General features: G+C 60.9%; 18 protein-coding genes and 2 pseudogenes. 11 read left to right on the top strand and 9 right to left on the bottom strand.

The annotated features are described in order from the left end of the window. Positions 1-28: 28 nt before the first annotated feature. The 11 genes and pseudogenes from BOP96_RS04640 to BOP96_RS04590 all read left to right on the top strand — a co-directional run bounded on the left by BOP96_RS04640 (position 29) and on the right by BOP96_RS04590 (position 13,876). The gene (locus BOP96_RS04640) at positions 29-1,438 is read left to right on the top strand and encodes an amino acid permease (RefSeq protein WP_014716540.1); all 1,410 of its coding nucleotides are present in this window, start codon (positions 29-31) and stop codon (positions 1,436-1,438) included. A 15-nt stretch (positions 1,439-1,453) separates the two neighbouring features. After that, a complete protein-coding gene (gene hutI, locus BOP96_RS04635; protein ID WP_014716541.1) occupies positions 1,454-2,659 on the top strand; it encodes an imidazolonepropionase in 1,206 nt (401 codons plus the stop codon). A gap of 12 nt (positions 2,660-2,671) precedes the next feature. Next, on the top strand, positions 2,672-3,472 hold the full coding sequence (hutG, locus tag BOP96_RS04630) for an N-formylglutamate deformylase (protein ID WP_014716542.1): 801 nt from the start codon (positions 2,672-2,674) through the stop codon (positions 3,470-3,472). Positions 3,473-4,082: 610 nt separating this feature from the next. Further along, a complete protein-coding gene (gene pip / locus BOP96_RS04625; RefSeq protein ID WP_014716544.1) occupies positions 4,083-5,054 on the top strand; it encodes a prolyl aminopeptidase in 972 nt (323 codons plus the stop codon). Continuing rightward, positions 5,051-5,488, top strand: a complete 438-nt coding sequence (gene dtd / locus BOP96_RS04620) for a D-aminoacyl-tRNA deacylase (protein ID WP_014716545.1) — start codon at positions 5,051-5,053, stop codon at positions 5,486-5,488. The genes pip and dtd overlap by 4 nt, the downstream gene beginning before the upstream one ends. 267 nt (positions 5,489-5,755) lie before the next feature. Next, positions 5,756-7,492, top strand: a complete 1,737-nt coding sequence (locus BOP96_RS04615) for a glucan biosynthesis protein G (protein WP_014716546.1) — start codon at positions 5,756-5,758, stop codon at positions 7,490-7,492. Further along, positions 7,485-10,063, top strand: a pseudogene (gene mdoH, locus BOP96_RS04610) (glucans biosynthesis glucosyltransferase MdoH); the annotation flags it as partial. The gene BOP96_RS04615 and the pseudogene mdoH, both read left to right, overlap by 8 nt. A gap of 178 nt (positions 10,064-10,241) precedes the next feature. After that, positions 10,242-11,042, top strand: coding sequence for a transporter substrate-binding domain-containing protein (locus tag BOP96_RS04605; protein ID WP_014716548.1), 801 nt, complete (start codon positions 10,242-10,244; stop codon positions 11,040-11,042). A gap of 219 nt (positions 11,043-11,261) precedes the next feature. Then, a complete protein-coding gene (locus BOP96_RS04600) occupies positions 11,262-12,059 on the top strand; it encodes a transporter substrate-binding domain-containing protein (protein ID WP_032901820.1) in 798 nt (265 codons plus the stop codon). A gap of 130 nt (positions 12,060-12,189) precedes the next feature. Next, the gene (locus tag BOP96_RS04595; protein ID WP_019820013.1) at positions 12,190-13,149 is read left to right on the top strand and encodes an amino acid ABC transporter permease; all 960 of its coding nucleotides are present in this window, start codon (positions 12,190-12,192) and stop codon (positions 13,147-13,149) included. Then, a complete protein-coding gene (locus BOP96_RS04590) occupies positions 13,142-13,876 on the top strand; it encodes an amino acid ABC transporter ATP-binding protein (protein WP_060768085.1) in 735 nt (244 codons plus the stop codon). Before BOP96_RS04595 ends, BOP96_RS04590 begins: the two co-directional genes overlap by 8 nt. A 113-nt stretch (positions 13,877-13,989) precedes the next feature. On the opposite strand, the gene BOP96_RS04585 is transcribed toward BOP96_RS04590, so the two are convergent. The 9 genes and pseudogenes from BOP96_RS04585 to hisI form a co-directional block, all read right to left on the bottom strand. Continuing rightward, complete coding sequence (locus tag BOP96_RS04585; protein WP_014716552.1) at positions 13,990-15,897, bottom strand: methyl-accepting chemotaxis protein; 1,908 nt, start codon at positions 15,895-15,897, stop codon at positions 13,990-13,992. Positions 15,898-16,032: 135 nt separating this feature from the next. Then, positions 16,033-16,746, bottom strand: a complete 714-nt coding sequence (locus BOP96_RS30825) for a methyl-accepting chemotaxis protein (RefSeq protein ID WP_370712509.1) — start codon at positions 16,744-16,746, stop codon at positions 16,033-16,035. A 144-nt stretch (positions 16,747-16,890) separates the two neighbouring features. Beyond that, positions 16,891-17,949, bottom strand: a pseudogene (locus BOP96_RS30820) (methyl-accepting chemotaxis protein); the annotation flags it as partial. Positions 17,950-18,186: 237 nt separating this feature from the next. Continuing rightward, positions 18,187-18,894: a 16S rRNA (uracil(1498)-N(3))-methyltransferase gene (locus BOP96_RS04575; protein ID WP_014716554.1), complete on the bottom strand. Its 708-nt coding sequence runs from the start codon at positions 18,892-18,894 to the stop codon at positions 18,187-18,189. Continuing rightward, positions 18,891-19,682 (bottom strand): twin-arginine translocase subunit TatC, encoded by a 792-nt coding sequence (tatC, locus tag BOP96_RS04570; RefSeq protein ID WP_003187874.1) that lies wholly within the window; start codon positions 19,680-19,682, stop codon positions 18,891-18,893. The genes BOP96_RS04575 and tatC overlap by 4 nt, the downstream gene beginning before the upstream one ends. Then, the gene (gene tatB / locus BOP96_RS04565) at positions 19,679-20,086 is read right to left on the bottom strand and encodes a Sec-independent protein translocase protein TatB (protein WP_003187876.1); all 408 of its coding nucleotides are present in this window, start codon (positions 20,084-20,086) and stop codon (positions 19,679-19,681) included. Before tatB ends, tatC begins: the two co-directional genes overlap by 4 nt. Positions 20,087-20,096: 10 nt before the next feature. Continuing rightward, positions 20,097-20,375 carry a twin-arginine translocase TatA/TatE family subunit gene (locus BOP96_RS04560; protein ID WP_003187877.1) on the bottom strand — a complete coding sequence of 93 codons (279 nt, stop codon included), beginning with the start codon at positions 20,373-20,375 and terminating at the stop codon, positions 20,097-20,099. A gap of 27 nt (positions 20,376-20,402) precedes the next feature. Further along, positions 20,403-20,735, bottom strand: a complete 333-nt coding sequence (locus BOP96_RS04555) for a phosphoribosyl-ATP diphosphatase (protein WP_003187881.1) — start codon at positions 20,733-20,735, stop codon at positions 20,403-20,405. 2 nt (positions 20,736-20,737) lie between these two features. Beyond that, positions 20,738-21,130: a phosphoribosyl-AMP cyclohydrolase gene (gene hisI / locus BOP96_RS04550; RefSeq protein ID WP_073451960.1), complete on the bottom strand. Its 393-nt coding sequence runs from the start codon at positions 21,128-21,130 to the stop codon at positions 20,738-20,740. Positions 21,131-21,139: the final 9 nt, after the last annotated feature.

The raw sequence follows: 21,139 nt of genomic DNA, 5'->3' as shown, positions 1-21,139 counted from the left end.
TCCTCATAAGAATAATTAGGGACGAGAAATGCACCAGCCAGAAAAAGGTTTGAAACGCGGGCTCAACGCCCGACATATTCGCTTCATGGCCCTGGGGTCCGCGATCGGCACCGGGCTGTTTTATGGCTCCGCCTCCGCCATCCAAATGGCTGGCCCTGCCGTGCTGCTGGCCTACCTGATCGGCGGCGCTGCTGTATTCATGGTGATGCGCGCCCTCGGTGAGATGGCCGTGCACAACCCAGTGTCTGGCTCCTTCGGCCATTATGCCAGCACCTACCTGGGGCCCATGGCCGGGTTTATCCTCGGCTGGACCTACGCCTTTGAAATGATCATCGTCTGCCTCGCCGACGTCACCGCGTTCGGCATCTACATGGGCTTCTGGTTTCCCGAAGTGGCCCGTTGGGTCTGGGTGCTGGGCATCGTGTTTTTGATCGGCGGCCTGAACCTGTGCAACGTCAAAGTCTTTGGCGAGATGGAGTTCTGGCTGTCGTTGCTCAAGGTCGGTGCCATTGTGGCGATGATCCTCGGCGGCTTTGGCATCATGTTGTTCGGCATTCACTCGGCGGGCGAAACCCAGGCCAGCGGACTGAGTAACCTGTGGGCCCATGGCGGCTTCATGCCCAACGGCATCGGTGGGCTGATCGCCTCGTTTGCCGTGGTGATGTTTGCCTTTGGTGGCATCGAAATCATCGGCATCACCGCCGGTGAAGCCAAGGACCCGCAGCGGGTGATCCCCAAGGCGATCAACGCGGTGCCGCTGCGTATCCTGTTGTTTTACGTGCTGACCTTGTTCGTGTTGATGGCCATCTACCCGTGGCCGCAGATCGGCAGCCAGGGCAGCCCGTTCGTGCAGATCTTCAGCAACCTGGGGATTGGCTCGGCGGCGACTATCCTCAACATTGTGGTGATCTCGGCGGCGGTGTCGGCCATTAACAGCGACATTTTCGGCGCCGGCCGCATGATGTACGGCCTGGCTCAACAAGGGCAGGCGCCGAAGGGCTTCGCGCAATTGTCCAAACAAGGCGTGCCATGGATGACCGTGGTGGTCATGGGCGCCGCTTTGCTCGGCGGTGTGGTGCTCAACTACCTGATCCCGGAAAACGTGTTCCTGCTGATTGCTTCGATTGCCACCTTCGCCACGGTGTGGGTATGGCTGATGATCCTGTTTACCCAGGTCGCCATGCGTCGCTCGATGACCAAGGCGCAGGTCGCCGAACTGAAATTCCCGGTGCCGTTCTGGCCCTATGCGCCGGCAGCGGCCATTGTTTTCATGCTGTTTGTGTTTGGTGTACTCGGTTACTTCCCGGATACCCAGGCGGCGTTGATGGTGGGCGCCGTGTGGATCGTGCTGCTGATCATCGCCTACTGGCTGTGGGTCAAGCCTGCCGCCGGGCAAACGGCCAAGGTCGATTACGACCCGGTTTTGTCTCATCGATAACTTAGGGAGGCGTTGATGAAAACGCTTTGGCAACACTGCCACGTCGCAACCATGGCCAACGGCAAATACTCGATCATCGAGGATGCCGCCATGGTGACTGCCGGCTCGCTCATCGAGTGGGTCGGCCCCCGCAGCCAGGCGCCAACCGCGGATTACGCCCAGGTGCATGACCTGCAAGGCGCGTGGGTCACCCCCGGGCTGATCGACTGTCACACCCATACGGTGTTTGGTGGCAATCGCAGTGGCGAATTCGAGCAGCGCCTCGAAGGTGTCAGCTACGCCGAGATCGCGGCCAAGGGCGGCGGCATTGCCAGCACGGTGCGCGCAACCCGTGCGGCGAGCGAAGATGAGCTGTTCTCGAGCGCTGAAAAGCGCCTGCGCAGTTTGCTGCGTGACGGCGTGACCACGGTGGAGATCAAGTCCGGCTACGGCCTGGACCTGGCCAACGAACGCAAGATGCTGCGTGTGGCCCGGCGCCTGGGTGAAGCACTGCCGGTCAGCGTGCGTGCCACCTGCCTGGCCGCCCACGCGTTACCGCCGGAGTACAAGGACCGCGCCGACGATTACATCGAGCACATCTGCAGCCAGATGCTGCCGGCCCTGGCCGCTGAGGGGTTGGTGGATGCGGTCGATGCCTTCTGTGAATACCTGGCGTTTTCCCCCGAGCAGGTTGAGCGGGTATTCAAGGTCGCCCAGCAACTTGGCCTGCCGGTGAAGCTGCACGCCGAGCAACTCTCGTCGTTGCATGGCTCAAGCCTGGCGGCGCGCTACCACGCGTTGTCGGCCGACCACCTGGAATTCATGACTGAAGAAGACGCCATCGCCATGGCTGCGGCCGGTACCGTCGCCGTGCTATTGCCGGGCGCGTTCTACTTCCTGCGTGAAACCCAGCTGCCGCCGATGGAGGCCCTGCGCAAGCACGGCGTGAAGATCGCCATCGCCAGCGACCTCAACCCCGGTACTTCACCGGCGCTGTCGGTACGGCTGATGCTGAACATGGCCTGCACCCTGTTTCGCATGACCCCGGAAGAAGCCCTGGCCGGTGCCACGCAACACGCGGCCACCGCGTTGGGCCTGGGCGATACCCATGGCTCCCTGGAAGTGGGCAAGGTCGCGGATTTTGTCGCCTGGCAGATCGATCGCCCAGCCGACCTGGCCTACTGGCTGGGTGGCGAGCTGGATAAACGCGTTGTGCGCCACGGCGCCGACGTCACTGTTTGAGAGGATGCAGTTGTGGATAAGGTTCTGACATTCAAGCAAGGCCGCGTACCGCTGCTGATCAGCATGCCCCACGCCGGCCTGCGGCTCACCCCTGCGGTGGAGGCCGGGTTGATCCCCGAGGCGCAAAGCCTGCCGGATACCGACTGGCATATCCCGCTGTTGTATGACTTTGCCGAAGAACTGGGCGCCAGCACCCTGGCTGCGGAGTACTCGCGGTTTGTCATCGACCTCAACCGGCCTTCCGACAACACGCCGCTGTATGCCGGCGCTACGACGGGCCTGTACCCCGAGACGCTGTTCGATGGCGTGCCGTTGTTCCGGGAAGGGCAAACGCCCTCCGAGGAGGAGCGGGCCAGTTACCTGCAAAAAATCTGGGGGCCGTACCACCGTCAACTGCAAGAAGAACTGGCACGCCTCAAGGCCGAGTTCGGTTATGCGTTGCTGTTCGATGCGCACTCGATCCGCTCGTTGATCCCGCACCTGTTTGACGGCAAATTGCCGGACTTCAATTTGGGTACCTTCAACGGCGCTGCGTGCGACCCGCAGCTAGCCAGCCAGCTGGAAGCCATCTGCGCTCAGCATCCGCAATATACCCATGTGCTGAACGGGCGCTTCAAGGGCGGCCATATCACCCGTCATTATGGCAACCCCGCGCAGGATATCCACGCGGTGCAGCTGGAGTTGTGCCAGAGCACCTATATGGAGGAGTTCGAACCGTTCCGTTATCGCCCGGATTTGGCCGAGCCGACTCGGGTGGTGTTGAGGCAGTTGCTTGAAGGGCTGTTGGCTTGGGGACAGAAGCACTACCGGTAATTGTTGGTGCTGCTGCAATAGCTTTCGCGAGCAAGCCCGCTCCCACACTTGACCGCGCTCCATCATGGAATGCGCTCGAAATGTGGGAGGCTGGCTTGCCTGCGATAACGGTGGTTCAGCAACACTTTTATCAACTGACACACCGCCATCGCAGCATCGGTATCTACACAACTTTGGTACGACGCTGATCCTGTGGCGAGGGAGCTTGCTCCCGTGACGACCGGACAGCCGGCGCATATCCACCTGACACCCCGCGATCAAACTGTGGGAGCGGGCTGCTCGCGAAGGCGGCCTGACAGTCAACACAGTTGGATTGTATATATCCATTGCTGCGGTAACGGCCACTTAGGGTTTCGCCTGACGGCGGGTCACTTTGGAAAAGAGCCGGAATGCCGGCCCAGCCCAAAGTAACTCGCAGGGGGGGCACGCGAACAGGTGCCGGAGGTGGATCGGCTGTATGACTATCTGCTCGGTTATCTGAGGTGCGAACTGCTGACACAGGTCTAAGTGCTCAAGGACATGCTCATTGCACAATTCGGGTTTATGATGCCAGACGGCAAAATAATAGACGTCCCCCCAGGGATGAACCCGACACCCTACGGAGCACGCAATGCAGACTTGGTACCCGCAGATCAAACCCTACGCCCGGCACGATCTGGCTGTCGATGACACCCACACCCTGTATGTCGATGAAAGTGGCTCCCCCGAAGGCTTGCCTGTCGTGTTCATCCATGGAGGTCCCGGCTCCGGTTGCGACGCCCAGAGCCGCTGCTATTTCGACCCGAACCTCTACCATATTGTCACCTTCGACCAGCGTGGCTGCGGCCGCTCTACGCCAAGGGCCAGCCTTGAGAACAACACCACCTGGGATCTGGTCGCCGACCTTGAACGCATCCGCGAGCACCTGGGCATCGACAAGTGGGTGCTGTTCGGCGGCTCCTGGGGCTCAACCCTGGCCCTGGCCTACGCGCAAACCCATCCCGAGCGTGTGCTCGGCCTGATCGTGCGCGGCATCTTCCTTGCCCGCCCCCAGGATATTCGCTGGTTCTACCAGGAGGGCGCGAGTCGCCTGTTCCCCGATTACTGGCAGGACTACGTGGCACCGATCCCGGTGGAAGAGCGCCACGACATGATCGCCGCTTACCACAAGCGACTGACCGGCAACGACCAGATCGCCCAGATGCATGCGGCCAAAGCCTGGTCGGGCTGGGAAGGCCGTATGTTGGGCCTGTGCCCGAGCCCGCAGCATGTGGAACGGTTTTCCGAGCCGCAGCGCGCCTTGTCCATCGCACGTATCGAATGTCATTACTTCACCAACAACTCCTTCCTGGAACCCAACCAGCTGATTCGCGATATGCACAAGATCGCCCATCTGCCTGGCGTCATCATCCATGGCCGCTACGATATGATCTGCACGCTGGATAACGCTTGGGAGCTGCATCAGGCCTGGCCCAACAGCGAGTTGCAGGTGATCCGCGAAGCCGGGCATGCGGCGTCCGAGCCGGGCATCACCGACGCGCTGGTGCGTGCGACCGGCGAAATGGCCCGGCGCCTGCTCGACCTGCCGCCTGAAGAAGCATGAAGGGCCTGTTGCAGCGGGTGCGTGGCGCCCGGGTTGAGGTCGCAGGGGAGGTGGTAGGCTCGATTGACCAGGGTTTGCTGGTGCTGGTGGCCGTCGAGCCTTCAGATACGCCCGAAAGCGCCGACAAACTGCTGCACAAGCTGCTTAACTATCGGGTGTTCAGTGACGAGGAGGGCAAGATGAACCTGTCCCTCAAGGACATCGGCGGCGGTTTGCTGCTGGTGTCGCAGTTCACCCTGGCGGCGGATACCAAAAGCGGGCTACGGCCCAGCTTCTCCACAGCGGCTCCTCCGACCCTGGGAGCGGCGCTTTTTGAGCACTTGTTGTTACAAGCGCAACAATTGCATGGCAAGGTGGCTTCGGGGCGTTTTGGCGCGGATATGCAGGTGCACTTGGTCAATGATGGCCCTGTGACCTTCCTCTTACAGACATGAATGTATGAAAAACGACGTTAATGCCTAAAAACGCAGGGTTTCGCTACAAATACTTCACTGTTCCTGATGCGTTGTCTCGCGGGCTACTAGATAATCGCGCGCTACGGGGATCAGCGTTGTTTGGTCCATTTTTGACTTAGGTAGAGCCTTGTCCGACAACCGCATGGGGAATCATTTTGCCCCAGAGGAGTCGGAACATTGCTCGCCAACCTGGCATATAGATAGCTGGCCGTTGGTTTTTTGATCTGTTTTCGGCGAGGGTTGCTCGTGATTGTTAGTCCCTGTAATGCACCAAAATTGTCTGCCAAACGGTTACGAAACGCACTGGTGACGGGCTCTGCCCTGTTTTGCCTGTTCGGCGCGGGTCAACTGTGGGCGTTCAGTCTGGATGATGTGTCGGCCAAGGCAAAAGAGCTGGCTGGGCAGAAGTACGAAGCTCCGCGCAGCAATCTGCCGAACGAATTCCGCGAAATGAAATTTGCGGATTACCAGAAAATTCGTTTCCGCAATGAAAAAGCCGAGTGGGCCGATCAGAACACCCCGTTCAAGCTGTCCTTCTATCACCAGGGGATGCATTTCGACACCCCGGTGAAAATCAATGAAGTCACCGCCGATAGCGTGCACGAAATCAAGTACGACCCGACGCGTTTCGATTTCGGCGACGTGAAATTTGATCCTAAAGCCACCGAACAGCTGGGTTACGCCGGTTTCCGTGTGCTTTTCCCGATCAACAAGGCCGACAAGCAAGACGAAATCATGACCATGCTCGGCGCCAGCTATTTCCGCGTCGTAGGCAAGGACCAAGTGTATGGCCTGTCTGCCCGTGGCATGGCAATCGACACCGCGTTGCCGTCTGGCGAAGAATTCCCGCGTTTCACCGAGTTCTGGATCGAGCGTCCAAAGCCGGGTGACAAGCATTTGGTGATTTTCGCGCTACTGGATTCGCCACGCGCCACTGGCGCTTATCGTCTGATCCTGCGCCCTGGCACCGACACCGTGGTGGACGTCAAATCACAGATGTACCTGCGTGACAAGGTCAGCAAGCTGGGCGTTGCGCCGTTGACCTCGATGTTCCTGTTCGGCGCCAACCAGCCGTCCAAGGTCCTCAACTACCGTCGCGAGCTCCACGATTCCAGCGGCCTGTCGATTCACGCCGGCAATGGCGAGTGGATCTGGCGTCCGCTGAACAACCCTAAACACCTGTCGGTCAGCAACTTCAGCGTCGAGAACCCGCGTGGGTTCGGCCTGCTGCAGCGTGGCCGCAACTTCAGCCACTACGAAGACCTGGACGACAACTACGACAAGCGCCCGAGCGCCTGGATCGAGCCTGAAGGTGACTGGGGCAAAGGCTCCGTCGACCTGGTCGAGATTCCGACCGCCGATGAGACCAACGACAACATCGTGGCCTTCTGGAGCCCGGCCGAGCTGCCGGAAGTCGGCAAGCCGCTGGACGTGGCTTACCGTCTGCACTGGACATTGGACGACGCGGCCTTCCATTCGCCGGACAGTGCCTGGGTCAAGCAGACCCTGCGTTCTACCGGTGACGTGAAGCAATCGAACCTGATCCGTCAGCCCGATGGCAGCGTGGCCTACCTGGTAGATTTCGAGGGCCCGTCCCTGAAGAAACTGCTGCCGGACGCTCCGGTACGTAGCCAGGTGAGCGTGGGTGATAACGCTGAACTGGTCGAAAACAGCGTGCGCTACAACGAACACACCAAAGGCTGGCGCCTGACCCTGCGTATGAAGATCAAGGACGCAAGCAAACCGACCGAAATGCGTGCGGCATTGGTGCAGGATATCGTGCAGCCTGAGCCTGAGTCGGTTTCCAACCATGTGCTCAAGGCCGACAAAGTCTTGGCCAAGCAGCATGAGAAGCAGGCCAAGAAAGACGCCAAGGACAAGGAAGCCAAACAGCCTGAGGCTGCCCCAGCCACACCGGAGCCGATCAAGACCGAGCAAGTCCTGACCGAAACCTGGAGCTATCAGTTGCCTGCCGATGAGTAATTCTCAAGTCAAGCCAGAGACTCTGTCCGAGTACCTGGCGCATCTACCCATGACGGCTGAGCAGCGCGCCGAGCTGGCGGGCTGCAAGTCCTTCAGCGAGTTGCACGAACGTCTGTCGTCCAAGACCTTCGACGCACCGACCGACGCTGCCCAAGCGTCGGTCGGCCGCCGCTTGACCCTCAACAGCGCCGAAGAGCTGCAAGACGCCGAGATGCTGGCGCTCGATGCCAGCGGTCGTGTGTGTCTCAAGGCCACGCCGCCGATTCGTCGGACCAAAGTGGTGCCCGAGCCTTGGCGCACCAACATCCTGGTGCGCGGTTGGCGCCGGATGACCGGCCGCACCAACCCGCCCAAGCCACCGAAAGATGAGCGGGTATTGCCGGCTGCGCGCTGGCGTACCGTGGGCTCGATCCGTCGTTACATCCTGCTGGTGCTGATGCTGGGCCAGACCATCGTGGCCGGCTGGTACATGAAAGGCATCATGCCGTACCAGGGCTGGTCGCTGGTCGACTTCGACGAAATTCGCAACCAGACCCTGCTGCAAACCGCTACCCAGGTACTGCCTTACGCGCTGCAAACCAGCATCCTGATCATGTTCGGGATTCTGTTCTGCTGGGTGTCGGCCGGTTTCTGGACTGCGCTCATGGGCTTCCTGGAGCTGCTGACCGGTCACGATAAATACCGTATTTCCGGTAAAAGTGCCGGTGACGAGCCGATTCCGAAAGATGCGCGCACCGCCCTGGTGATGCCGATCTGTAACGAAGACGTGCCGCGTGTATTCGCCGGCTTGCGTGCAACGTTCGAATCGGTGGCCGCGACCGGTGACCTGGATCGCTTCGATTTCTTCGTGCTCAGCGACAGTAACGACGCCGACATCTGCATCGCCGAACAGCAAGCCTGGCTCGACGTATGCCGCGAAGCCGGTGGCTTCGGCAAGATCTTCTACCGCCGTCGTCGCCGCCGCGTTAAGCGCAAGAGCGGCAACCTCGACGACTTCTGCCGTCGTTGGGGCGGTGACTACAAGTACATGGTCGTTCTCGACGCAGATAGCGTGATGAGCGGCGAGTGCCTGACCAGCCTGGTGCGCCTGATGGAAGCCACGCCGGATGCCGGGATTATCCAGACCGCGCCGCGTGCGTCGGGCATGGACACCCTGTATGCGCGCATGCAGCAGTTCGCCACTCGCGTGTACGGACCGCTGTTTACCGCCGGCCTGCACTTCTGGCAGTTGGGTGAATCCCACTACTGGGGCCACAACGCCATTATCCGTATGAAGCCGTTTATCGAGCACTGCGCCCTGGCGCCGCTGCCCGGTAAAGGCGCGTTTGCCGGTGCGATCCTCTCCCACGACTTCGTTGAAGCCGCGCTGATGCGCCGTGCCGGCTGGGGCGTGTGGATTGCCTACGACCTGCCGGGCAGCTACGAAGAACTGCCGCCGAACCTGCTGGACGAGCTCAAGCGTGACCGTCGCTGGTGCCACGGTAACCTGATGAACTTCCGCCTGTTCCTGGTTAAAGGCATGCACCCGGTGCACCGTGCGGTGTTCCTGACCGGCGTGATGTCTTATCTGTCGGCGCCGTTGTGGTTCTTCTTCCTGGTGCTGTCCACGGCCTTGCTGGCGGTGAACACGCTGATGGAGCCGCAGTACTTCATGGCCCCGCGCCAGTTGTACCCGCTATGGCCACAATGGCACCCGGACAAGGCGGTGGCGCTGTTCTCCACCACCATCGTGCTGCTGTTCCTGCCTAAACTGCTCAGCATCATCTTGATCTGGGCCAAGGGCGCCAAAGAGTTCGGTGGCAAGTTTAAGGTAACCCTGTCGATGCTGCTGGAGATGTTGTTCTCCATGCTGCTGGCGCCGGTGCGGATGATTTTCCACACCCGTTTCGTCCTCGCCGCGTTCCTCGGTTGGGCCGCTACCTGGAACTCGCCGCAACGTGACGACGACTCCACGCCCTGGAGCGAAGCGGTCAAGCGCCACGGTCCGCAAACCGTGCTGGGCTTCCTGTGGGCGCTGCTGGTGGTGTGGCTGAACCCGAGCTTCCTGTGGTGGCTGGTGCCGATTGTCGGCTCGCTGATGCTGTCGATCCCGGTGTCGGTGATTTCCAGCCGGGTCAAGTTGGGCCTCAAGTCCCGCGACGAGAGCCTGTTCCTGATCCCTGAGGAATACAACCCGCCGCAGGCCCTGCTGTCGACCGAGAAGTACACCCACGAAAACCGTTGGCACGCCCTCAACGACGGCTTTGTGCGTTCGGTGGTAGACCCGCAGCAGAACGCTCTGGCCTGCGCCTTGGCAACCTCGCGGCACCGTGAGGCCGAGCCCATCGAGTACCTGCGCATGGAGCGTGTTCGCCACGCGTTGAAAGTCGGCCCGGCTGGCCTCAACAACAGCGAACGCCTGGCCTTGCTCAGCGATCCGGTGGCCTTGGCTCGTCTGCATGAGCAGGTGTGGAGCGAAGGTCACGCCGAGTGGCTAGGCGCTTGGCGTGCCTCGATCAAGGCCGATCCGCACGCGCCATTGCTGCCCCTGCAACCACAGTCGCCCCAGGCCCAGCCGGCCTGATTCAGGCACCCCCGAAGGCTCACTTCGGGGGTGTTTCAAACGTTGGTCCTACAGCGTTTTTAGCCTCTTCCTTTTATCGCTAACTCCTTGTTATTTCGAAACAAAAGACCTTTGTTCGAAGCGTATTGCCGTGCCTGCGGCTGGGTTAGGATCGCCCCCCAAATTGGACTCGCTACGGGGGCATTCATGATCAAAAGGTATTGTTTGGCATTGCTGATGGGCTTTTTCCTGGGGGGACAGGCAGGCCTGCTTTACGCCGGCGCGCTGGACAATGCTGTGCACCGCGGCGTGCTTAAGGTCGGCACCACCCCCAATAACGTGCCCTTCGAAATGCTCGATAAGCAGGGGCGCATCGTCGGCTTTGAAATTGACTTGCTCCACGCCATGAGCCGCGCGCTGGGCGTAGAGCTTGAATTGGTAGCGGTGCCCTACACGGAGTTGTTGTCGGGGCTGATGGCGAACAAGTTTGATCTGATTGGCAGCGGCATGACGGTCACTCAGGAGCGCAACCTCAAGCTCAACTTCAGTGACTCGTTTATCGTGGTGGGCCAGACTGTGCTACTGCATCCGCGCCTGGGCGGGAAAGTGTCCAGTATTGAAGAGCTGGACGATCCCAGTTACCGCGTCGTTGCAACCCAAGGCACCACCGGCGAAGCCGCGGCACAGCGCTTTCTCCTATCAGCGCGGCTCAACAGTGTGGCCAACCCGGAAGAAGGCGTGCGGCAGGTCGTTGAAGGCAAGGCCGATGCTTTTATCCATGATGCGCCCTACAACCTGATCGCGATGAGTCGGCCGCAGAACAGTGCTTTGTTGGTACTGGAGCAACCCTTCACCTTTGAGCCTTTGGCGTTTGGCCTGAAAAAAGGCGATTACGACAGCCTCAATTGGATCAACCATTTTCTCAACCAGATCGCCCAGGACGGCACCTACGATCGCCTGCATGACAAGTGGTTCAGGGACACGGCCTGGATAGCCGAGATCGACTGATCGTCATAAATGCTTACATATCAATCCCTAATCGAGAGGTCGCGCGCAAGCGTCTGCCTCTGTGCCTGGCCGGCTCGCTGTCAGTGTTTTGCGACACACGCCGATAACATTTACCGGTGAAACCTTTGTGGCGGACAACGAGTGGGTTAGGATCGCACCCCGAAATGGCGCAGCCCTTCTGTGCGCCCACCTTATAAGAATCGTTCAGGGGTCTTGATGATGAAAAAGTATCTTTCGATGCTGATGCTCGGTGTCACCGCGCTGGTCGCCGCCACTGCGGCCCAAGCCGGCGCCATTGATGAGGCGGTCAAGCGCGGCACGTTGAAAGTCGGTATGGACCCCACCTACATGCCGTTCGAAATGACCGACAAGCGCGGCGAAATCATTGGTTTCGAAGTGGACATCCTCAAGGCTATGGCCAAGTCCATGGGCGTCAAGCTGGAGCTGGTGTCCACCGGGTACGACGGCATCATCCCGGCCTTCCTGACCGGCAAGTTCGACATGATTGGCAGCGGCATGACCCTGACCCAGGAACGCAACCTGCGCCTGAACTTCAGCGAACCCTTCATCGTGGTCGGCCAGACGCTGCTGATCCGCAAGGAACTGGAAGGTACCATCAAGTCCTACAAAGACCTGAACGACGAGAAATACCGCCTGACCTCCAAGCTCGGCACCACCGGTGAGATGGTTGCCAAGAAGCTGATCTCCAAGGCCAAGTACCACGGCTACGACAACGAGCAGGAAGGCGTGCTCGACGTGGTCAACGGCAAGGCTGATGCGTTCGTCTACGACGCACCGTACAACGTGGTGGCCGAAAAGAAGGTCGGGAACGGCAAGCTGGTGTTCCTGGAAGAACCCTTCACCTTTGAACCTCTGGCGTTCGGTTTGAAGAAAGGCGATTACGACAGCATCAACTTCATCAACAACTTCCTGCACCAGATCCGTAACGACGGCACCTACGATCGCATCCATGACAAGTGGTTCAAGAGCTCCGAGTGGCTCAAGGACATGGAATAAGGCCTGACACCGAGTTGCCTGCATCGCAGGCAAGCCAGCTCCCACATTTGACTGTATTCACACATCAACCTGTGGGAGCGGGCTTGCCCGCGATGGCGGCCTATCAGGCGACACCTATGCGGAAAGTGAAATGAAACAGAAAAAAGCCCAATGGCCCTGGCACCTGCTGACGGTGGTGGTGCTGGTCGGCCTGGCGGGTGCCTTGTACTACGCCACGTCGTTGATGTCCTACGAGTGGCGCTGGAACCGCGTCCCCCAATACTTCGCCTATCAAGCCGAAACCTCCCAGCGCGCCGCGGATATTTCCACCGTGGTCGAGTTGGTGCGCAAAGGCGATATGGCCGAAGTCACCCTGCGCAACGACGCCGGAGTGGAACAAAAGCTCACAGTCGCCGATAACAGCCTGCAAGTGGCGCGCGGCGATGATGTGGCTGAAGGCGATGTGGTCGGCGTGACTCGGCAATGGGCACTGGGGCCGTTGATGTGGGGCTTGTGGACCACGCTGTGGCTGTCGGTGGTGTCCGGCATCCTGGGCTTGGCGATTGGCTTGGCGACCGGGCTGTGCCGGCTGTCGAAAAACCCCACCTTGCGCGACCTGTCGACAATCTACGTCGAGCTGGTGCGGGGCACGCCGCTGCTGGTGCAGATCTTCATTTTCTATTTCTTTATCGGCACGGTGCTCAACCTGTCCCGGGAGTTTGCCGGGATTGCCGCGCTGTCGTTGTTCACGGGTGCCTACGTGGCAGAAATCGTGCGCGCCGGCGTGCAGTCCATCACCCGTGGCCAGGACGAAGCGGCGCGCTCCCTGGGCTTGAGTGCCAGCCAGTCGATGCGCCACGTGGTGCTGCCGCAGGCCTTCAAGCGCGTGCTGCCGCCCCTGGCCGGGCAATTTATCAGCCTGGTCAAGGACACGTCCCTGGTGTCGGTGATCGCGATTACCGAGTTGCTCAAGAGCGGCCGCGAAGTGATCACCACCTCGTTCTCGCCGTTTGAAATCCTGTTTTGTGTGGCGGGCTTGTACCTGCTGATCAACCTGCCGCTGTCGAAGATGGCCAGCCGGCTTGAGCGGAGGCTTGCCCAAAGTGATTGAAGTACGCGATCTGGTAAAGGTCTTCGATACCCGTGGGCAGGTGGTGCGCGCGGTGGATCATGTCACCACCCAAGTGGCCAAGGGCGAGGTGCTGGTGGTGATCGGTCCCTCGGGTTCCGGCAAGTCCACCTTTCTGCGCTGCCTTAACGGCTTGGAGGAATTCGACTCGGGTTCGGTGAGCATCGACGGCCTGCAACTGGCCGACCCGAAGACCGACGTGAATGCCTACCGCCGTGAAGTCGGCATGGTGTTCCAGCACTTCAACCTGTTCCCTCACATGACCGTGCTGGAAAACCTGTGCCTGGCGCAAAAGGTCGTGCGCAAGCGCGGCAAGCAAGAGCGGGAGGCCAAGGCCCTGGCGCTGCTGGAAAAGGTCGGTATAGCGCAGAAAGCCCGCGAGTTTCCATCGCGCCTGTCTGGCGGCCAGCAGCAGCGGGTTGCCATTGCTCGGGCCCTGGCGATGGAGCCTAAGGTGATGCTGTTTGACGAGCCCACCTCGGCCCTCGACCCGGAAATGGTCGGTGAAGTGCTGGACGTGATGAAGACCCTGGCCCTGGAAGGCATGACCATGGTGTGCGTCACCCACGAGATGGGCTTTGCCCGGGAAGTGGCAGACCGGGTGTTGTTTTTCGATCACGGCAAATTGCTGGAAGACGCCGCGCCGGCGGAGTTCTTCAATACGCCAAAAGACCCACGCGCCCAAGCCTTCCTGCGCCAGGTGCTATGACTGTAGGAGCGAGCTTGCTCGCGAAAAACGTCAACGAGAACGCCACGCACCCTGAATGAACGCGGCGGCCTTGGGTTTATCGCGAGCAAGCTCGCTCCTACAGTGGCGGTGTTTCAGAGCTTGAATTTGTCGACCAGCGTCTGCAAGTCCAGGCTCAACCTCGCCAACTGAACACTCGCCGCCGCCGTTTCCTCGCTGGCGGCGGCGGTTTGTTCCGATACGTCCCGTACCTTCAGCACACTGCGGTTGATCTCCTCGGCTACAGCGCTTTGCTGTTCCGCTGCGGCGGCGATCTGCGGGTTCATTTCCTGGATGATCGACACCGTGCGGGCAATGGCGATCAGGGCGTCGCCGGCGTCGCGGGTCAGGGTGACGCTGTTATCGGTCAGGTTACGGCTGCTGTCCATGATATCCGCCACCTGCTGGGTGCCGTTATGCAGGCCGAGGATCAGCCCTTCGATCTCCTCGGCCGATTCCTGAGTGCGTTGGGCCAGGCTGCGCACTTCGTCGGCGACCACCGCAAAGCCTTGGCCGGCAGCGCCCGCACGCGCCGCTTCAATGGCTGCGTTCAGGGCCAGCAGGTTGGTCTGCTGAGAAACAGACTTGATCACATCCAGCACACTGGCGATCTTCTGGCTCTCCTGTTGCAGCGCGAGCATCGCACGGCCCGACAGCGCCATTTCACTGGCCAGGTTGCCAATCTGCTCCATAGCCTGGGTGACCACCTGCTCACCGGCGCCGGCCTGATGGTCGGCTTCTTGGGCCGCCAGCGAGGCGCGTTCGGCGTGGCGCGCCACTTCCTGGGCGGTGGCGAGCATTTCATTCATTGCCGTCGCCACCTGGTCGGTTTCATCTTTCTGCTCGTTGAGCCCGCTGCGGGTCTGCTCGGTGACGGTGGATAACTGCGTGGCCGCTCCGGCGATCTGCCGGGCGCTGTCACCGATACTGCTGATCAGGCTACGCAGGCTGCGGGTCATTTGCCCGATGCTTTGCTGCAACTGGCCGAGTTCATCGCGACGGTCGACCGCCATGTCGTGGCTAAGGTCGCCCTCGGCAATGCGGCGTGCGGCGCCAAGGATCTCCCGCAGTGGTACCGCAATCTGCCGGGCGATCCACCAGGCGGCCAGCGCGCCCAGGGCCAGGGCGGCCACTGTCACGCTCATCAGCAATGTGCGGGTGTGGTCTGCCTCGCTGTTGCGCTTGGTGTTCTGGCTTTGGCTCAACTGGTTACTGTTGTCGCGCAGGTCATCGAGTTGCTGTTCGAAGCGGTTTTGCACGGTCTCCACGTTGAGCTGGGCTTCCTTGAGCTCGATCAACTGCTCGCGATAGTTAGCCAGGTCGGTCTTGAGCAGTGCTGAGTCCACGGGCAGCGCTGTGACTGCCAGTTGCGCGGTCTCCAGGGCGTCAAGGGCCTTGCCGATGGCCTCTGTATACATTGCCAGCGATTGCGCGGCCCAGGCGGGGCTCTGGGCGCGATCTTCGGCCAGCTCCATGGCCTGCCGCAGTTGCTCAATGGCATCAAGGGCCTTTTCGTCGTTCTGATCAGGCAGGTCACTGGCAAATTGGGCGAGGGTATCGCTGGCTTGCAGGGCGACTTTTTTCAGCACCGGGCGGATGCGCTCACGCTGTTCGACCAAGGGCGGAAGTTGCGTCAGGGCCGCCTTGAAGTGGCTTGCAAGGCTCTTGGCTTCTTCAAGTCGCTGCAGGTCAGCCGGGTCTTTCAGGCGGTTTGATAGGTCGGCCAAGTGCTGGTCCATCCGTTCAATCTTCGCGGCCATTTTGCTCAGGCTATCGCTGTCTGTCAGGGTGCGGTACACGATGCGGTCGGCGCGCATGGCCTCGGCGTCAACGGCCAATTGACCCAGGGTCGTCAGGCTATTGGATCGGTAAAGCACGGCGTTCAAGGCTTGCCAGCCCGTAGCGGCGATCAGGAAACTGAGGATCAGCACTTGGCCAAAACCCAGGGCGAGCTTGAGGCGGACGCTGGCATTGACCAGCACGCGGGTTAGCCGAGAAAACATGGTGAACCTCCGAATCAGAGAAAGCATTTCGCAACACATGAAACGCTAATTCGATTCGGGGCCGTGGAGGGCTGATAACTGCGTAGGAAATTTCACAAGTTACGGCGGCTTTGGTAAGCCGCCGTGTAGGGTAATTCAGACCCGGAAGCGCCCAACCAGGGTCTGCAGGTAGATCCCCAGGCGCGCCAGTTCGGCACTGGAGGACGCAGTTTCTTCGCTGGCCGACGAGGTTTGTTCGGAGATGTCGCGCACATTCAACACGCTGCGGTTGATCTCTTCAGCCACGGCGCTTTGTTGCTCGGCGGCGGTGGCGATCTGCGAGTTCATGGCCTGAATGGTCGAGACGGTGCGGGTGATATTGCCCAGCGCGTGGCCAGCGCGGCGCGTCAGCTCAACACTGCTCTCGGTCAGCCCGCGGCTGTTGTCCATGATGGTTGCCACCTGCTGGGTACCACTTTGCAGGCCGACGATCAGCTCTTCGATCTCTTCAGTGGACTTCTGCGTGCGCTGGGCCAGGCTGCGCACCTCGTCGGCCACCACGGCAAAGCCACGGCCGGCCTCACCGGCACGCGCGGCCTCAATGGCGGCGTTAAGGGCCAGCAGGTTGGTTTGCTGGGCTACGGATTTGATCACGTCGAGCACACTGCCGATCTTGTCGCTCTCGCGCTTGAGTTCACCCATGGCCACTGTGGAATTACCCACCTCGGTGGCCAGGCGCTCGATCTGGGCGATGGCTTCACCTACCACCTGGTCGCCTTCACGGGCTTGCTGGTCGGCAGCCACGGCGGCTTCCGAGGCCTCTTCGGCATTGCGCGCCACTTCCTGCACGGTGGCCGCCATCTCGTTCATGGCGGTGGCCACCTGGTCGGTCTCGACCTTCTGGCTGTTGACCCCGGCGCTGGTTTGTTCGGTCACGGCCGACAACTGCTCGGCGGCGCTGGCGATCTGGGTGACACCGTCGCTGATCCCGCCGATCAACTCGCGCAGGCCTACGGTCATGCTTTGCATGGCACGCTGCAATTGACCCAGTTCGTCCTGGCGGCCCGATTCCAGGTTGTGGCTCAGATCGCCGGAGGCCACACGCTCGGCGACTTTGAGGGTCTGGTTCAGGGGGATGACGATCTGGCGGGTGATGGCCCAGGCTGCGAAGATGCCGACGATCAGCGCCAGCACGGTGGCAAGCAGCAACAGGTATTTGGCCTGCGCGGCATCTGCGTCACGCACGGCGGTCTGGGAGACGGTGAGTTTTTCGCTGTGGCCCAGCAGGATGTCGCCTTGGGCGATCATGGTTTTCAGCGCAGCCGCGCTGGCGACCTGGGAATCGCGATACTGGCTGACGGCGGCGCGGTAGGCTTGCAGTGAAGCCCCGGCTTCTTGCAGGTTGGCCTGGTATTGGGCCGGCAGCTGGCCTTGCAGTTCGGTGATTTTCTTCAGGGCGTTGTCGATAGCATCCAGGGCCGGTTGCTCGGCTTCGACCTTGCCGCTGTAGGTGTAGCCGCGTACTTGGAAGCGCGATTGCTGGATCAGCTTGCTCTGCTCCACCACGCTGTTGAACTGGGTGACGCTGTCACCTTGCAGCAGGGCTTTTTCGATTTCATTGATCTTGGCGACAGCATTGTCGGCAGTGTCGCCGAGCTTGCTGCGAGCACCCTCACGCTTGAGGCCCGCCTGGACCATGGCCGCGAAGGCCTTTTTGTATTGGTTCAAGGCTTCCTGCTGTTGCTCGACCAGGGCTTTGTCGTCAGGTTGCTCGATCAGCTCGGCGGCGGTCTTCAGGCCGCTGTCGAGGTGGGCGAGCAGGCCGTCGACCTTGTCCGTGCCTTGCTCGCCACGGCGCATATCGAAGTCCAGACGTGCCAGGCGCAGGTCTTTGGTCAGGCCATTGAGGCTGGAAATGAAGCCCAGCTTGTCGCCGCGGCTGATCACATCCCCCAGGCCGGTCCAGCCGGTAAAGGTGATCAACAGCGTCAGGACCAATACCAGGCCAAAGCCGACGCTCAGCTTGCGGTTGACGCTTACATTCCCCAACTTCTCGGCTAACCAACCATACATGCTGCGAACTCCCCTGGAACAAGGCTTGGACTTATTCAAAGGCTATCGGCACGGGCGCGAGATTCTGTAGCTATGCACATGATCGTTCCCACGCTCTGCTGATCGTTCTCACGCTCTGCTGATCGTTCCCACGCTCTGCGTGGGAATGAATGGCGTGACGCTCTGCGTCACAAGGGCGGACGCAGAGCGTCCTGAGCGGCATTCCCACGCAGAGCGTGGGAACGATCAGTCGGGGGGTTAGAACAGGCGGGCGAGCAGGGCCGTTACGGCGGTTTCGACGCGCAAAATACGTGCACCCAGTTGCACCGGCTGCAAACCGGCCTTGGCCAGCAAGTCCACTTCATAGGGAATCCAGCCGCCTTCCGGGCCGATCGCCAGGGTCACCGGTTCCTCGAGGGCTCGGGGGCAGGCTGGGTAATCGCCCGGATGGCCGATCAGGCCCAGGGTGCCAGCCGCCATGGCCGGCAGCCGATCTTCCACAAACGGCTTGAAGCGTTTCTCGATAATGATCTCGGGCAGCACCGTGTCCCGCGCTTGTTCCAGGCCGAGGATCAATTGCTCGCGCACCGCTTCCGGCTCCAGGAACGGGGTTTGCCAGAAGCTTTTTTCCACCCGGTAGCTGTTGACCAGCACCACCTTGGGCACGCCCATGGCCGCCACGGTTTGCAGCACCCGGCGCAGCATCTTCGGGCGGGGCAGGGCCAGCAGCAAGGTCAGGGGTAATTTGCTCGGTGGCGGTTGGTCGAAGCTCACTTGCAGTTCGGCTTCAGCGGCTTCCAGGCGCAGCAGTTGGGCATTGCCCATTAGCCCGCCAATCCGGCCCACGCGCAGGGAGTCACCGACGGCGGCGCGGTGAACCTCCTGCATATGCACCAGGCGCCGATCGCGCAGCACTACACGGTCGGCCGCGATAAAGTCGGCCTCTTCGAGCAGCAGCAGGTTCACGGCTGGGTCGCAGGCGGCTGGTCGTCGTCGACAGGCGCGTCATCCGGGTGTTCGCCACGCTTGCTGATCAAGCCGCTGAACAGGATGCCCACTTCGAACAGCATCCACATCGGCACGGCCAACAAGGTCTGGGAGAAGATGTCCGGTGGCGTGAGGATCATGCCGACCACGAAGCAGCCGATGATCACGTACGGGCGGATCTTCTTCAGGTACTTGACGTCGACCACGCCGATCCACACCAGCAACACTACCGCTACCGGAATTTCAAACGCCACGCCAAAGGCGAAGAACAGCGTCATCACGAAATCGAGGTAGCTGGTGATATCGGTCATCATTTCCACACCGGCTGGAGTCGCGGCGGCGAAGAACTTGAAGATCAGTGGGAACACCAGGAAATAGGCGAAGGCCATGCCGGTGTAGAACAGCAGGATGCTCGACACCAGCAACGGCACGGCGATGCGCTTCTCATGCTTGTACAGGCCTGGCGCGATAAACCCCCAGATCTGATGCAGGATCACCGGGATCGCCAGGAACAGCGAGACCATCATGGTCAGCTTCAAGGGCGTCAGGAACGGCGACGACACATCGGTGGCGATCATCGTCGCGCCGGCCGGCAGGTACTGGCGCAGGGGCGTCGAGACGAAGGTGTAGATCTGCTGGGTAAAGGCGAACAGCCCTGCAAAGATGATGAAGATCGCCGCCACGCAACGCAGCAGGCGGGTACGCAGCTCGGTGAGGTGCGAGACCAGCGGCATATGCTGGTCGTTTTCCGGTTTATCAGCGCTCATGGGGCTCGCGGCGGCAATGTAGGGTCATGGGGTGCGGGCGACGCAACGGGCGTCGGCGCGGGCGTCGTAGGAGCGGGCGCTGCCGGTGCGGCGTCGGCCACAGGGGCTGGCGCGATGCTGTGCTCGGCCACCGGCGTTACCGGCTTGGCCGGCTCTTGCACCGGGGAAAGAATCTTGCGGGCTTCCTGCTCCAACGAGAGGATGTGCTCGTTGTGCAATTGCCGACGGATTTCGTCGGCACCGATTTCCCGTTCAACTTCCTGTTTGATCGCGTTGAAACTGCGCTTGAGGCGCCCGATCCACAAGCCGGCGGTGCGTGCGGCACCGGGCAGGCGTTCCGGCCCCAGTACCAGCAGGGCCACCAGGCCGACGAGCAGCAGTTCAGAGAAGCTGATACCAAACATTAGTCAGTGCTCACGAGTCTTTGCGGGTCGGCTCTTGGACCTTTTCAGCCTGCACGTCGAAGGTACGGCGCTCGGTGATCGGCTGGGTGGCCTGCGGGTGAACAGGCTGGGCCGGTGGCACCGGGTTGGCGCTTGGCTCGGCTGGCTTTTCATCATCGTTCATGGCTTTGCGAAAGCCCTTGATCGACTCGCCCACATCGGTGCCCAGGTTCTTGAGCTTCTTGGTGCCGAACACCAATACCACCACCACCAGAATGACGATCCAGTGTTTCCAGTCAAAAATGCCCATGCTTCAAATCCTCAAGTCTTACGTTATTCAGGCGGACGGGCGCGAGGCCTTCTCGGCGTGCCCGGACAAGCCGAAGCGACGGTCCAGTTCATCCAGCACGGCCTGTGGGTGCTGCCCCAGTTGGGCGAGCATCACCAGGCTATGGAACCACAAGTCTGCGGTCTCATAGATTACATCGCTGTAATCACCGCTGATTTGCGCGTCCTTGGCCGCGATGATGGTCTCGACGGATTCTTCGCCGAGTTTTTCCAGAATCTTGTTCAGACCCTTGTGGTACAGGCTGGCGACGTAGGAGCTGTCGGCATCCGCGCCTTTACGGTCTTCCAGCACCTGGGCCACACGGTTCAGGGTATCGCTCATGTTCAGTGTCCTGCTGGGTAGATGGTGTGCGGGTCTTTGAGCACCGGCTCCACGACCTTCCATTCGCCATTCTCGAACACGCGATAGAAGCAACTGTGGCGGCCAGTGTGGCAGGCAATGCCGCCGATCTGCTCGACCTTGAGGATCACCACGTCGGCATCGCAGTCCAGGCGCAGCTCGTGCAGGGTCTGCACGTGCCCGGATTCTTCGCCCTTGCGCCACAGTTTGCCACGCGAACGTGACCAGTAGATGGCGCGCTGCTCGGCGGCGGTGAGGCTCAGGGCCTCGCGGTTCATCCAGGCCATCATCAGCACGCGCCCGGTCTTGTAGTCCTGGGCAATGGCCGGCACCAGGCCGTCACTGTCCCACTTGATCTCATCCAGCCAGTCTTTCATGTTCGGCTC

This window comes from Pseudomonas sp. FSL W5-0203 (assembly GCF_001896155.1).
Taxonomy (GTDB): Bacteria; Pseudomonadota; Gammaproteobacteria; order Pseudomonadales; family Pseudomonadaceae; genus Aquipseudomonas; species Aquipseudomonas paracarnis.
Note: the sequence above shows the minus strand (reverse complement) of the source record. Positions and strands in the feature narration are given on the sequence as shown.

What these genes read in the sequence shown, in the direction of transcription:
- BOP96_RS04640 (WP_014716540.1), top strand. Translation starts at nt 29, where the DNA reads ATGCACCAGCCAGAAAAAGGTTTGAAACGCGGGCTCAACGCCCGACAT.
- hutI (WP_014716541.1), top strand. Translation starts at nt 1,454, where the DNA reads ATGAAAACGCTTTGGCAACACTGCCACGTCGCAACCATGGCCAACGGC.
- pip (WP_014716544.1), top strand. Translation starts at nt 4,083, where the DNA reads ATGCAGACTTGGTACCCGCAGATCAAACCCTACGCCCGGCACGATCTG.
- dtd (WP_014716545.1), top strand. Translation starts at nt 5,051, where the DNA reads ATGAAGGGCCTGTTGCAGCGGGTGCGTGGCGCCCGGGTTGAGGTCGCA.
- BOP96_RS04605 (WP_014716548.1), top strand. Translation starts at nt 10,242, where the DNA reads ATGATCAAAAGGTATTGTTTGGCATTGCTGATGGGCTTTTTCCTGGGG.
- BOP96_RS04600 (WP_032901820.1), top strand. Translation starts at nt 11,262, where the DNA reads ATGAAAAAGTATCTTTCGATGCTGATGCTCGGTGTCACCGCGCTGGTC.
- BOP96_RS04595 (WP_019820013.1), top strand. Translation starts at nt 12,190, where the DNA reads ATGAAACAGAAAAAAGCCCAATGGCCCTGGCACCTGCTGACGGTGGTG.
- BOP96_RS04585 (WP_014716552.1), bottom strand. Translation starts at nt 15,897, where the DNA reads ATGTTTTCTCGGCTAACCCGCGTGCTGGTCAATGCCAGCGTCCGCCTC.
- BOP96_RS30825 (WP_370712509.1), bottom strand. Translation starts at nt 16,746, where the DNA reads ATGAACGAGATGGCGGCCACCGTGCAGGAAGTGGCGCGCAATGCCGAA.
- tatC (WP_003187874.1), bottom strand. Translation starts at nt 19,682, where the DNA reads ATGAGCGCTGATAAACCGGAAAACGACCAGCATATGCCGCTGGTCTCG.
- tatB (WP_003187876.1), bottom strand. Translation starts at nt 20,086, where the DNA reads ATGTTTGGTATCAGCTTCTCTGAACTGCTGCTCGTCGGCCTGGTGGCC.
- BOP96_RS04560 (WP_003187877.1), bottom strand. Translation starts at nt 20,375, where the DNA reads ATGGGCATTTTTGACTGGAAACACTGGATCGTCATTCTGGTGGTGGTG.
- BOP96_RS04555 (WP_003187881.1), bottom strand. Translation starts at nt 20,735, where the DNA reads ATGAGCGATACCCTGAACCGTGTGGCCCAGGTGCTGGAAGACCGTAAA.
- hisI (WP_073451960.1), bottom strand. Translation starts at nt 21,130, where the DNA reads ATGAAAGACTGGCTGGATGAGATCAAGTGGGACAGTGACGGCCTGGTG.